Genomic DNA, 12,024 nt, shown 5'->3' with positions numbered 1-12,024 from the left:
TGGGTCAGCGTTGACCGGCCAGCATCTCGCGGACGCTGTTGATCAGGCCGTCGGCGATCCGGCCTGCGTCGATCTTGAATTCACCGTTGGCGATTGCCTGCTTGATCTCCGCGACGCGCTGCGTATCCACGACCGGCGCTTGTGCGATCGCGCTCTCGGCCTTTTGCAGGCTCGACGACAGTGAAGACAGCTGGACTTTGTCGGCGCCGCTCGCGACCGTGGACGCTGGATTCGCCGGGTTGCGCGGGCGGGCCTCGCCCGTGGCGCTGGGGGCAATCGGCTTGCCCGTACCTTCGATTTTCATGGCGCAGCTCCAAAACAAATTGACTCTGACGTTCTTTTCGGCGGGGTCCGGAAAAACTTTAGCGAATAAGTCGTGAAATTCTTCACGCGGCGGTGTGGTCGCTCTCGCCTGGTCAGAAGCTCACCTCGACCGTGCCGCCCGGCTGCGCGACACCGGTGACGACCTGGCCGTTACTCAAGCGGACGCGCACGCTTTCACCCGGCGCGGCGTTGTTCATTGCTCGGCCCTCGCTGGAGACGCGAAAGCCCGGGCCTACGCTGACCACTGGCACATTCTGCCCCTGGCGCACCGCATGCGGTATGCGCAGCATGTCGCCGCGTATGGGCGTGCCGGCGGCCACTGCGAAGCGGGTGTGGTGGCCCATGGCCTGGGTGCCATCGGTGAGGGTGTTGTCCGCCAGGGCGGTCAGGTCGCCGCGGCGCTGGCCGATGTCGGCCGGACCGACGATCTGGCCTGCGCGCAGCGGTCGCGCCGCGATGAGGTAGTCGGCAACCACGGATACCTGCGCCTGCAGATAGGCGGTCCAGTTTACCGGCGAAGCGCAGCGCACACCGACGCTGATACGTCCCCAGGCGCGCGTGCCGGCCGGCAGGAAGGGCTCGAGCGCGGCGCAAGCGGGCAACTGGTTGTTCGGGTCGAGTGGGCTGACCTGGATCGCCACCTCGCCCGGCAGGCCGGCGGCCTGAGCTTGCAGGAATTCCCGCACCCGTGCCTCGGCCACGTCCGGCGCCTGCTGGGCATGGACAGGTGATGCGGGCAGTCCCGACGCGGTGACGAGCATCGTGAGCGCAACGAGGGCGCGACCGAACGGCGGTCGAGCGATCGGGCGACACAGGGTCGGGGGGCAGTCGACGGGCTGTCGCGGGGACTGGTACGGGGCGGGATTTGAAGACATGCGCACGATTGCACCACGTTGCCGCGTTCGGAGGCAACCGTGAGACCGGAACGGGCGAAGTCAGGGCGGCAGGTCGGCAATCCTTGCCGCCCGCTGCCGGCGAAATTGGCCGGTGTTTCGGCCGCTTATCGGCAAAAGGGGCGTGCGTCCCGACGCCTAAGATGACTGGCATGGAAACTGCGACCGGACCATGCCGATCGCGCGGCCCCAGGAGCACCGACATGAATACCTTGTTCGACAGGCAGATCCAGTTTCATCAGACCGCCCTCAGCCTGCAGGCACACCGCCAGCAGTTGATCGCCTCGAACATCGCCAACGCCGACACGCCCAACTACAAGGCGAAGGACGTGGATTTCCGCGCTGTGCTGCAGGGGGCGCTGAAGGCCTCGAATTCGGGGGTGCCGCTCGCCACCACGCAGTCCGGCCACATTCAGGGCGGCGGCGCGCCCACGCTCGAGGCGCTCACCGGTTATCGCAGCGAACTGCAATCTGCGGTCGATGGCAACACGGTGAACATGGACGTCGAACGCGCGGCCTTCGCCGAGAACGCGCTGCGCTACGAGGCCAGCGTCACCTTCATCAACGGCATGCTGCGTTCGATGAACACCGCGATCACCGGCCAGTAAGGAGAATCCTCATGAGCATGCTCAACGTCTTTCAGATCGCCGGCTCCGCGCTCAATGCGCAGTCGCTGCGGCTCAACACCACCGCCTCCAACCTCGCCAACGCCGACAGCGTCACCGCCGAGGACGGCCAGCCCTACCGCGCCAAGCAGGTCGTGTTCGCGGCCCAGCCGGTCGCCGGGCCGGCCGCCGTGGGCGTGCAGGTCAAGGGTGTGGTGGAAAGCACCGCGCCGATGCGGCTGGTGTTCGAGCCCAACAACCCGGCCGCCAATGCAGACGGCTATGTCGAGATGCCCAACGTCAACGTGGTCGAAGAGATGGTGAACATGATCTCCGCCTCGCGCTCGTACCAGAACAACGCCGAGGTGATGAACACGGCACGGACCTTGCTTCAGCGTACCTTGCAGATTGGCCAATAAGGCTTGCAGGCGGGCTTCCAGACAGGCCGTCAGGCGACAGGCGCCGCGAGCAGGAGAAAGCAATGAGCACCGTATCGACTACCCAGAGCACCGCCGCGAGCGTGCTTGCCAACATCAACACCCGCGAGAAGACGGCGGCGACGTCCTCCGAGGACATGAACGCGCGCTTCCTGACGCTGCTCACCACGCAGCTCAAGAACCAGGACCCGCTCAACCCGATGGAAAACGCCGAGGTCACCTCGCAGCTGGCGCAGATGAGCACGGTCGATGGTATCGAGCGCCTCAACAAGATGTTCCAGTCCTTCGTCGACAACCAGAGCGAGAGCGACTCGATGCAGGCCGCTGCGCTGGTTGGCCGTGGTGTGCTGGTCGAAGGCAAGAAGCTGTCGCTCACCGAATCCGGTGCGATCGGCGGCTTCGAGCTCGATGCGCCTGCCGACAAGGTGGTGTTGTCGATCAAGGATGCGTCCGGCCTCGAGGTCAAGCAGATCCAGCTCGATGACGTCGAGGCGGGCAGCCAGAACTTCATCTGGGACGGCACCGCCAACGATGGCGCCCAGGCCGCCCAGGGCGTCTACACGATCGAGATGAGCGCCACGATGGAAGGCGAGAAGGTCACCGGTCGCAGTCTCGAATTCGGCCCGGTCACCAGCGTGATCCGTGGCGCCGCCGGCACCGACTTCCAGGTCGGTTCGCTCGGCATCTTCAAATACAACGACATCAAGCAGATCCTCTGATCCGGAGCCCCGATCATGTCTTTCCAGCAAGGTTTGAGCGGCCTGAACGTTTCCTCCAAGGCCCTGGACATCATTTCGAACAACGTTGCCAACACCAACACGGTGGGCTTCAAGACCGGCGGGGCGGTGTTCGGAGACGTGTATGCGGCGTCGCTGACCGGTTCGGTTTCCGGCAAGCAGGTGGGGGCGGGCAGCACCCTTGGGGCAGTGCGGCAGAGCTTCACCCAGGGTAACCTGACCACGACCAACAACCCGCTTGACCTGGCGATCAATGGCGATGGCTTCTTCATCGTCGGGCGCTCGGACGGGCCGAACGTCTATACCCGCAACGGGCAGTTCGAACTCGACAAGAACGGCTTCATCATTGCCGCGACCGGGGAGAAACTGATGGGTTTCCAGAGCCCCGCTGCACTTGGCCAGCTGCCGACGCCGGTGGGCGGGCTGAAGGAAATTCAGATCCCGATCATCGGTTCGCTTGCGCAGGCGACAAATCTGGTCGAAGTCGGCGGCAACCTCGACGCCAATGCGCTGAGCCCCGAGGAGACCTATCCCTCACTGCCGGGGAACACCTTCCCGCGTCCGCTCGGCGACCCGGCGACGAATGAATGGCGCGACGCACGGACCTACAACTTTTCGACCTCGATCGAGGCGTTCGACAGCCTGGGCAAGTCTCACGAGTTCACTTATTACTTTGTGAAAGCGAACGTGACCGCAGGAGAGACGGCGAATACCTGGAAGGTCTTCCTCAGTGTCGACGGCGACTACCCGCTCGACTCGACGCCCCCGCCCGCGCCCCCGGCCCCGCCCGGTCCCGTCACACCCACATGGACACTGAGCTTCAACGAGGACGGCACGCTGAAAACGCCGGTAGCCGGGCCGAGTGCGACCTCGCCGCTCGAGGTGCCGGAGAAATACGCACCGGATGCCATGGACTTCACCTTCTACACCGATTTCAGCGGCATGCGCCAGATCGGTGGTCCCTACCTGATTACCGAGCTCACCCAGAACGGCTATACCGGCGGCGAACTCGCGGGCGTGTCGGTCGGTCGCGACGGCATCGTCACCGGAAGATATACGAACGGCGAAACCGTGGGCCTCGCCCAGGTCGCAATCCAGACCTTCCGCAACCCCAACGCCCTGAACTCGATTGGCAACAACTACTGGGAGGCCACGCTCGATTCCGGCCTCACCGCGCCGACCAAGCCCGGCGAGGGCGTGGCCGGGGTGATTTCCGCCGGCATGGTCGAGGATGCAAACGTCGAGCTCACCACGGAGCTCGTGCAGATGATCATCCAGCAGCGCAACTACCAGGCCAACGCCCAGTCGATCAAGGCGCAGGACCAGATCCTGCAGACCCTGGTGAACCTGCGCTGATTCTGATCCCACCTAACGCAAGAGGCCAGCGATGGACCGCCTGATCTACACCGCGATGACCGGCGCCAAGGGCACCATGGACCAGCAGGCGGCGGTCGCGCACAACCTCGCCAACGCCACCTCCACCGGCTTTCGCGCCGAGCTCCACAAGCTGCGCGCGGTGGAGGTGCAGACCGAAGCGATGCGCACGCGCTCATTTACGGTCGATGCCAGTGTGGCGACCGATTTCGGCGAAGGTTCGCTGCAATTCACCGGCCGCCCCTACGACGTCGCGCTCGCCGGCAAGGGCTGGCTGGCGGTACAGATGCCCGACGGCAGCGAGGCCTACACCCGCAACGGCAGCCTCGAAGTCAGCCCCAACGGCATCCTGCAGACGCACGACGGCAAGCCGGTGCTGGGCGACGGTGGGCCGATCACGATTCCGCCCGATAACGAAATCACCATCGGTGCAGACGGCTCGATTTCCGCATCCCAGCCCGACCAGCCCGGGGTGGTCAATGTGGTTGCCCAGCTCAAGCTGGTGAATCCAGCCGAGGCTCAGTTGGTGCGCGGAGACGACGGGCTGTTCCGCGTGCAGGGTGGGGCGCTGGCGCAGGCCGACCCCAACGTGCGTGTGGCGGGCGGCTACCTCGAAGGCAGCAACGTCAATGTGGTCGACCAGATGGTGCAGATGATCTCCCTGTCCCGTCAGTTCGAGATGCAGACCCGCATGCTCTCGACCGCCGAGCAGAACGACCGCGCCGCTGCGCAGGTGCTCGGCCGCGTCGGTTAAGGGACTCCGCTGGCGGATTAGCACGGTTTTTGCATTGCTTATCGCAGCATGGTCGGTGACGGCACGAGCCTAAACTGATTCCATCGAAAAAGCGGCAAAGCGGCAGCGAACGAACGAGAGCAGACAGCAATTCGCCGGCGGCAATTCACACGCCGATCCGGCAATCTCGACCGGCAATGTCTGCCGCACCGGCAACGCACGGCAAAGGACTTCATCATGATCCGCTCACTGTGGACCGCCCGCACCGGGCTGGACGCCCAGCAAACCCATCTGGACGTGATCTCCAACAACCTGGCCAACGTATCCACCAACGGCTTCAAGCGCCAGCGCGCGATCTTCGAGGATCTGCTCTACCAGACCATCCGCCAACCCGGCGCACAGTCGACCCAGCAGACGCAGATCTCCAGCGGCCTGCAGATCGGCACCGGCGTCAAGCCGGTGGCCACCGAGCGCATCTTCACCCAGGGCACGCTGCAGCAGACCGGCGGCTCGCTCGACGTCGCGGTGCAGGGCAACGGTTTCTTCCAGGTCGCGATGCCCGATGGCACCACCGCCTATACCCGTGACGGCGCCTTTCAGCTCGACAACCAGGGCAACGTGGTCACCGCCAGCGGCTACACCCTGGCCGACAACATCAACGTTCCCGCCGATGCGCTGTCGGTGACCATCGGCAAGGACGGCACGGTGAGCGTGTTGCAGGCCGGGGGTGTGGCGCCGGTCGAGATTGGCGCCGTGCAGCTCGCCACCTTCGTCAACCCGGGTGGCCTGCAGGCGGCGGGCGAGAACCTGTTCTACGAGACGGCCTCCAGCGGCGTGGCCACGCCCGTCCAGCCCGGGACCAACGGCGCCGGGGTGCTCAATCAGGGCTATGTCGAGGTTTCCAACGTCAACGTGGCCGAAGAGCTGGTGAGCATGATCGTCACCCAGCGCGCCTACGAGCTCAACTCGCGCGCCATCTCCACTTCCGACCAGATGCTCGGTCGGCTGACCCAGCTCTGAGGCGCGCTGCGATGAAGTTCTCCGCTGCGCTCGCCCTCGTCGCCCTGGCCCTGCTGTCGGGTTGCGCGTCGATCTATCCCACGCCACCGACCGCGGTGCATCAACCGATGACCGCGCGCGCCGAGGCACGCGCCCAGGCCGTGCCCGCCACTGGCGCAATCTACCAGGTCGCTTACGCCCGGCCGCTGTTCGAGGACCGGCGCGCCCGTCATGTGGGCGACACGATCACCATCAACCTCGTCGAGCGCAACACCGCGCAGAAGAGCGCCAACGCCAACGCCACCCGCAACGGCAGCATGACCGCCAGCATCGGACCGATCACTCGGCTGCCCTTGAGCGGGCTCAGCGGCCTTGCGGCCGAGGCCGATGCCGAGTCCGAGTTCGCCGGCAAGGGTGCGGCGGCGGCCAACAACGCCTTCAACGGCACGATCACTGTCACCGTGATCGAGCTCTATCCCAACGGCAACCTGCTGGTGTCGGGCGAGAAGATGGTGGCGATCAACCAGGGCAACGAGTTCATCCGTTTCTCGGGCGTGGTCAATCCCAACAACGTCACCGCCGCCAACACCGTGCAGTCGACCCAGGTCGCCGATGCGCGCATCGAATACCGCGGCAGCGGCTTCATCGACGAATCCAACACCATGGGCTGGCTGCAGCGCTTCTTCGTCGCCATCATGCCTTTCTGAGGACGGCGCCATGTCCAAGCTTCCATCCCTGTTGATGCGCGCCCTGGTGGCGATGCTCGCCGCCGGCATCTTCTACAGCACCGCCGCCGAGGCCGCCGCCGAGCGCATCAAGGATCTCGCCTCGGTGGCTGGTGTGCGCGACAACCAGCTCGTCGGCTACGGACTGGTGGTCGGCCTCGACGGCTCGGGCGACCAGACCACGCAGACCCCCTTCACCGTGCAGAGCATCATCAACATGCTCGGCAACATGGGGGTGACCCTGCCGCCGGGCACCAACCTGCAGTTGAAGAACGTCGCCGCGGTGATGGTCACCGCGACCTTGCCGCCGTTCGCGCGCCCCGGGCAGCAGGTGGATGTCACCGTGTCCTCGATCGGCAACGCCAAGAGCCTGCGCGGCGGCACGCTGGTGATGACGCCGCTCAAGGGCGCCGACGGCCAGGTCTATGCGATCGCCCAGGGCAACATGGCGGTGGGCGGCGCCGGTGCGCAGGGCGGCGGCGCGTCGCAGGTCATCAATCACCTGTCGGCTGGCCGCATCCCGGGCGGCGCCACGGTCGAGCGTGCCGTACCCACGATGCTGGGCGAGGGCGAGACGGTAACCTTCGAGCTCAACGACAACGATTTCGGCACCGCGCGTCGGGTGGTGGATGCGATCAATCTCGTCTATCCGGGATCTGCGCGCGCACTCGACGGGCGCAGCATCCAGGTGCGCGCGCCGGGCGACTCCAGCGCGCGCGTCGCCTTCCTCGGCCACCTCGAGAACCTCGAGGTCACGCCGATGCAGCAGGCGGCCAAGGTCATCGTCAACTCGCGTACCGGCTCGGTGGTCATGAACCAGCGCGTCACGCTGCAGAACGTGGCGGTGGCGCACGGCAACCTCACCGTCACCGTCAACACCGAGGCCCAGGTCAGCCAGCCTGCGCCGTTCTCCCGCGGGCAGACCGTGGTCACGCAGACCGGCCAGGTCGATATCGTCCAGGACAGTGGCGCCTTGTTCAATGTGCGCGGCGGCACCAATCTTGCTGATGTGGTGAAGGCGCTCAATGCGCTCGGTGCCAAGCCGATGGACCTCGTCAGCATCCTGCAGGCGATGAAGGCCGCCGGCGCGCTGCGTGCCGACCTGGAGATCATCTGAGGACGTCGTGATGAATGCCGGCTTCCAGCTCAACGCCTTCGATCCCAACTCGCTCGGCGACCTCAAGCGGCTTGCGCGCAGCGACGGCCAGCAGGACGTCGCCCTGCGCGCCGCTGCCAAGCAGTTCGAGGCGCTGTTCCTGCAGATGGTCATGAAATCCATGCGCGACGCCACGCCGGCCACCAGCATGATGGACAGCGAGCAGACCAAGATGTACCAGAGCCTGCTCGACCAGCAGATGGCGCTGAACATGTCGCAGTCCAGGGGCACCGGCCTGTCCGAGGTCATCTACCGCCAGCTTGGCGGCAAGGATGGACCTGTGGGGGCGGCGGCGTCCGTGGACGCTCAGGCGGATGAGGGCGCGGCAGGCAGCGGCGCCGGCAGCCGGGCCGGCAACAGCGGTTTCGATCTGGCCAACGTCGTGCGCCGACCGGCAATTCCTGCCGTCCGTGGCCGTGAACTGGAAGCTTCTGCCGTTGCCGCCCTTGCCGGTTTGCCGGATGCGGCGCGTGTTCCGGGCATGGGCGCTGGGGTCGGCACCGGCAGCTTCTCCGCCGCATCGATCTACGAAAAGGCCGCGCTCGAGGCCCGGCTCAACGAGGCCGTGCGCAGCGCGCGCGACGCCACGGGTGCAGTCTCGCAGCCCGCCAGGGACTTCGTTGCCGAGGTGTGGCCGCATGCGGTCGAGGCCAGCCGCACGACCGGCATCCCGCCGCAGTTCATGGTCGCACAGGCTGCACTCGAGACCGGCTGGGGCCAGAAGCAGCTGCGTCACGCCGACGGCAGCGCGAGCCACAACCTCTTCAACATCAAGGCGGGCAGCAGCTGGAAGGGCAACAGCGTGGCGCGCGACGTCACCGAATACGCCAACGGCCAGGCCTACACCGAGCCCTCGCGCTTTCGCGCCTATGGCTCGTACGCCGAGTCGTTCCGCGACTACGCCAACCTGATGACGCGCAGCCCGCGCTACGCCGACGTGCTCGGCCAGACCGATCCGGCCGGCTTTGCGCGCAGCCTGCAGGACGCCGGCTACGCCACCGACCCGATGTACGCCGACAAGCTCACCCGCATCATCGGTGGCAACACGCTGCGCAACGCGCTTGCGCTGGCGGGCTGAAACGGGGTCTGCGCGCTGGGGTGACAGGGGCCTGGCAGGGATCTTGCTTGTAAGGCCTCAAAACCAGCGCATCAGGGAAACATCATGTCGTCCTTGCTCAACATCGGGCTCACTGGCCTGAACGCCTCGCAGGCTTACCTCAACACCACGAGCCACAACATCGCCAACGCGGCGACGCCGGGCTATCACCGCCAGAGCGTCACCCAGCAAGCGCGCGACCCGCAGTTTCTTGGCGGCGCCTTCTTCGGTACCGGGACGGCCATCACCGGCGTCAAGCGTTCCTACAGCGAGCTGCTAGAGACCCAGGTGATGAACGCGGACAGCCGCCGCGCCGAGTTCGCGGCCTACAACCGTTTCATCTCGCAGGTCGACAATGTGCTGGCCGATTCCGACACCGGTCTTACCCCGGCGCTCAACGAATTCTTCGGCGCACTGCAGAGTGTCTCGTCCAACCCGACCAACGTTGCTGCCCGCCAGGCGCTGATTTCGACCGGCGAGACCCTGGTCTCTCGCTTCAACACCCTCGACGCGCTCATCGGCGAGATCGCCCAGGGCGTGGAAACGGACATGGCGTCCACGATGGCCAGCATCAACAGCTACGCGGGCGCCATCGCCGAACTCAATCAGCGCATCGCCGTGTCGCAGGCCACCGGCTTCGGTTCGGCGGCAAACGACCTGCTCGACCAGCGCGGCCAGGCCATCGCCGAGCTCAACACGCTGGTCAAGGTCAATGCGGTGCCGCAGCGTGACGGTTCGTTGTCGATCTTCATCGGTAGCGGTCAGGCGCTGGTGCTCGGCACCAACGCCAAGCAACTGTCGATGGGCGACACGCTCGACGAGAAGGGTCGGCCGATGGTCATGATCAGCGGCCCGAACGGCACCCAGACCCCGCTGGCCGAGAACCTGATCAGCGGCGGGGAGCTCGGCGGTTTGCTCGCGGTGCGGCGCGATGGCTTGGAGCCGGCGCAGCGCAGCCTGGGGCTGATTGCGGCTACGATTGCGACGGCGTTCAATGAGCAGCACAAACTTGGTGTCGACCTGGAGGGTGCGCTGGGCGGTGACTTTTTCCGCGTAGGTAGCGCACGGATCGAGCCGGCGGATAGCGGGGTCGAGGTCGCGATCAATCCTGCCAAGCTCGCCGAACTCACGGGTGCGGACTACGAACTGCGCAAGGACGGTGGTGCCTACACCTTGGTCGATATTGCGACGGGCAAGGGCAGTCCGCTCGCCGTTGCCGGGGGGGATGCCACGTTCGCCGGTTTGGATTTCAGCGGTTTGGATGGCATGGTCGATGGCGACAAGGTTTTCGTCTATCCCACGCGCTATGCTGCCGGCACCATCGGGATGGAGATCAGTGATCCGCGGGATGTTGCGGCGGCCGCGCCGGTGCTTGCGAACTTGCCGAGCGCCAACACGGGCTCGCTCAAAGTGCAATCAGTGGTATTCGCTGGCGTGAAAGAGGATGCTGCCGGCACATCGCTGTCGTTGCCGAGCCTGTCTTACACCTTCGATCAAGCAACGAACGCGTTCGAGCTTGTTCCGGCAGTCGCTGGCTGGACTGGCACGCTTGCCTACGACCCCGCGACGGACAGCACTGGAAAGACGTTCGAAGTCACCAATGCGGATGGCGTGAAGATCGAACTCAAGATTTCCGGAGTGCCTGCCGATAACGATGTTGTCACCTTGGATGACAACAAGGACGGCATCGCCGACAACCGCAACGCCGCGCTGCTCGGCGCGCTGCAGACCGACAAGCTGATGTTCGGCGCCGGCGGCAGCGCCGATCGGCCGACCGCCACGCTCAACAACGCCTATGCTCAACTTGTGGCCAAGGTCGGCAGCAAGGCGCGCGAGGTACAAGCGGGCGAGCGCACGCAGAGCTCGCTGTTGGCGCAGGCCACGGCGGCGCGCGACTCGGTGTCGGGCGTCAATCTGGACGAGGAGGCGGCGAACCTGGTGCGCTTCCAGCAGACCTACCAGGCAGCGGGGCGGGTGATGTCGGTGGCGCAGCGCCTGTTCGACGAAATGCTGGCGATCGGCCGCTGAGGGAGAACGCATCATGCGTGTATCGACCAACATGATTTACGACCAGGGCGTGCGCGCCCTGCAGACCCAGTCGGCGGCACTGCTCTACACCGGGCAGCAGATCGCCACCGGGCGCAAGATCCTCACCCCGGCCGACGACCCGGTGGCCTCGGCGCGCGCGCTCGACGTCACCCAGTCGCGCAGCGTCAACAAACAATTCACCACCAATCAGGGCTACGCCGAGGACGCGCTCAAGCTGGTCGAGGGGCAACTCGACGGAGCGGGCGAGATCATCCAGTACGCGCGTGAACGTGTGCTTGCGGCGGGCAATCCGGCGCTGTCCGATGCCGATCGCAAATCGATCGCCACCGATCTGCGGGCGCAGTTCGACGCCATGCTCGCAATCGCCAACACGCGCGATGCCAATGGCGACTACCTGTTTGCCGGGTACAAATCCGACAAGCCAGCGTTTGATGGGAATTCCGCGACCCTGACCGCCGCATACGACGGCGACCAGGGTATCCGCACCATGCAGGTATCGTCCTCGCGTTTCATGCCGGTCAGTTTCGGCGGCGAGCGCGTGTTCGGCGCGGGCGACGACAGCGTGTTCAAGGTGCTCGGCGAGTTCATCAGCGCGCTGGAGGGCGGCGGCGTAGTCAGCGATGCCGTCAGCACGGCCCTCGGCGGCCTGGACACCAGCCTCGACAACGTCCTCACCACGCGCGCCCAGATCGGCTCGCAGCTCGTCGAGGTCGAGCAGCTCGGCTTCATCGGCAGCGACCTCGACCTGCAGTACGCCACCACGCTGTCGAACCTGCAGGATCTCGACTACAACGAGGCCATCTCGCGCCTGACCCAGCAGCAGACTTACCTCCAGGCCGCCCAGCAGTCCTTCCTCAAGATCACCGGGCTCTCGCTCTTCAACTACCTGAACTGAA

The 12,024-nt window shown here is 65.7% G+C and carries 13 protein-coding genes; 11 read left to right on the top strand and 2 right to left on the bottom strand.

Annotation, left to right across the window (positions count from 1 at the left end; all coding sequences use genetic code 11):
* Positions 1–4 precede the first annotated feature (4 nt).
* The gene (gene flgM, locus RBT54_RS04540; RefSeq protein ID WP_320364565.1) at positions 5–304 is read right to left on the bottom strand and encodes a flagellar biosynthesis anti-sigma factor FlgM; all 300 of its coding nucleotides are present in this window, start codon (positions 302–304) and stop codon (positions 5–7) included.
* 112 nt (positions 305–416) lie between these two features.
* Complete coding sequence (flgA, locus tag RBT54_RS04535) at positions 417–1,085, bottom strand: flagellar basal body P-ring formation chaperone FlgA (RefSeq protein ID WP_320364564.1); 669 nt, start codon at positions 1,083–1,085, stop codon at positions 417–419.
* 335 nt (positions 1,086–1,420) lie between these two features.
* Here flgA and flgB point away from each other — a divergent pair, with 335 nt between their 5' ends.
* The 11 genes from flgB (at position 1,421) to flgL (ending at position 12,023) form a co-directional block, all read left to right on the top strand.
* A complete protein-coding gene (gene flgB / locus RBT54_RS04530; RefSeq protein ID WP_320364562.1) occupies positions 1,421–1,825 on the top strand; it encodes a flagellar basal body rod protein FlgB in 405 nt (134 codons plus the stop codon).
* 11 nt (positions 1,826–1,836) lie between these two features.
* Positions 1,837–2,241, top strand: a complete 405-nt coding sequence (gene flgC, locus RBT54_RS04525; protein ID WP_320364559.1) for a flagellar basal body rod protein FlgC — start codon at positions 1,837–1,839, stop codon at positions 2,239–2,241.
* Between the two features lie 62 nt (positions 2,242–2,303).
* Positions 2,304–2,978 (top strand): flagellar hook assembly protein FlgD, encoded by a 675-nt coding sequence (locus tag RBT54_RS04520; protein ID WP_320364557.1) that lies wholly within the window; start codon positions 2,304–2,306, stop codon positions 2,976–2,978.
* Positions 2,979–2,993: 15 nt separating this feature from the next.
* On the top strand, positions 2,994–4,352 hold the full coding sequence (flgE, locus tag RBT54_RS04515; protein ID WP_320364555.1) for a flagellar hook protein FlgE: 1,359 nt from the start codon (positions 2,994–2,996) through the stop codon (positions 4,350–4,352).
* Between the two features lie 31 nt (positions 4,353–4,383).
* A complete protein-coding gene (gene flgF / locus RBT54_RS04510) occupies positions 4,384–5,124 on the top strand; it encodes a flagellar basal-body rod protein FlgF (protein ID WP_320364553.1) in 741 nt (246 codons plus the stop codon).
* A gap of 216 nt (positions 5,125–5,340) precedes the next feature.
* Complete coding sequence (flgG, locus tag RBT54_RS04505) at positions 5,341–6,123, top strand: flagellar basal-body rod protein FlgG (protein WP_320364551.1); 783 nt, start codon at positions 5,341–5,343, stop codon at positions 6,121–6,123.
* Positions 6,124–6,134: 11 nt separating this feature from the next.
* On the top strand, positions 6,135–6,809 hold the full coding sequence (locus tag RBT54_RS04500) for a flagellar basal body L-ring protein FlgH (RefSeq protein ID WP_320364549.1): 675 nt from the start codon (positions 6,135–6,137) through the stop codon (positions 6,807–6,809).
* Between the two features lie 10 nt (positions 6,810–6,819).
* Positions 6,820–7,944, top strand: coding sequence for a flagellar basal body P-ring protein FlgI (locus RBT54_RS04495; RefSeq protein WP_320364548.1), 1,125 nt, complete (start codon positions 6,820–6,822; stop codon positions 7,942–7,944).
* A gap of 10 nt (positions 7,945–7,954) precedes the next feature.
* On the top strand, positions 7,955–9,061 hold the full coding sequence (gene flgJ / locus RBT54_RS04490) for a flagellar assembly peptidoglycan hydrolase FlgJ (protein WP_320364546.1): 1,107 nt from the start codon (positions 7,955–7,957) through the stop codon (positions 9,059–9,061).
* A gap of 84 nt (positions 9,062–9,145) precedes the next feature.
* The gene (flgK, locus tag RBT54_RS04485) at positions 9,146–11,107 is read left to right on the top strand and encodes a flagellar hook-associated protein FlgK (protein ID WP_320364544.1); all 1,962 of its coding nucleotides are present in this window, start codon (positions 9,146–9,148) and stop codon (positions 11,105–11,107) included.
* A gap of 13 nt (positions 11,108–11,120) precedes the next feature.
* Positions 11,121–12,023: a flagellar hook-associated protein FlgL gene (flgL, locus tag RBT54_RS04480; RefSeq protein WP_320364542.1), complete on the top strand. Its 903-nt coding sequence runs from the start codon at positions 11,121–11,123 to the stop codon at positions 12,021–12,023.
* Position 12,024: the final 1 nt, after the last annotated feature.

Origin of the sequence: Thauera sp. (assembly GCF_034003485.1) — a bacterium.
Taxonomy (GTDB): domain Bacteria; phylum Pseudomonadota; class Gammaproteobacteria; order Burkholderiales; family Rhodocyclaceae; genus Thauera.
Note: the sequence above shows the minus strand (reverse complement) of the source record. Positions and strands in the feature narration are given on the sequence as shown.

Bases quoted from the DNA above. Each gene is read 5' to 3' on its own strand.
- flgF (WP_320364553.1), top strand. From the start codon at position 4,384: ATGGACCGCCTGATCTACACCGCGATGACCGGCGCCAAGGGCACCATG.
- flgL (WP_320364542.1), top strand. From the start codon at position 11,121: ATGCGTGTATCGACCAACATGATTTACGACCAGGGCGTGCGCGCCCTG.
- RBT54_RS04500 (WP_320364549.1), top strand. From the start codon at position 6,135: ATGAAGTTCTCCGCTGCGCTCGCCCTCGTCGCCCTGGCCCTGCTGTCG.
- flgM (WP_320364565.1), bottom strand. From the start codon at position 304: ATGAAAATCGAAGGTACGGGCAAGCCGATTGCCCCCAGCGCCACGGGC.
- flgJ (WP_320364546.1), top strand. From the start codon at position 7,955: ATGAATGCCGGCTTCCAGCTCAACGCCTTCGATCCCAACTCGCTCGGC.
- flgG (WP_320364551.1), top strand. From the start codon at position 5,341: ATGATCCGCTCACTGTGGACCGCCCGCACCGGGCTGGACGCCCAGCAA.
- flgA (WP_320364564.1), bottom strand. From the start codon at position 1,085: ATGCTCGTCACCGCGTCGGGACTGCCCGCATCACCTGTCCATGCCCAG.
- flgK (WP_320364544.1), top strand. From the start codon at position 9,146: ATGTCGTCCTTGCTCAACATCGGGCTCACTGGCCTGAACGCCTCGCAG.
- flgB (WP_320364562.1), top strand. From the start codon at position 1,421: ATGAATACCTTGTTCGACAGGCAGATCCAGTTTCATCAGACCGCCCTC.
- flgE (WP_320364555.1), top strand. From the start codon at position 2,994: ATGTCTTTCCAGCAAGGTTTGAGCGGCCTGAACGTTTCCTCCAAGGCC.
- flgC (WP_320364559.1), top strand. From the start codon at position 1,837: ATGAGCATGCTCAACGTCTTTCAGATCGCCGGCTCCGCGCTCAATGCG.
- RBT54_RS04495 (WP_320364548.1), top strand. From the start codon at position 6,820: ATGTCCAAGCTTCCATCCCTGTTGATGCGCGCCCTGGTGGCGATGCTC.
- RBT54_RS04520 (WP_320364557.1), top strand. From the start codon at position 2,304: ATGAGCACCGTATCGACTACCCAGAGCACCGCCGCGAGCGTGCTTGCC.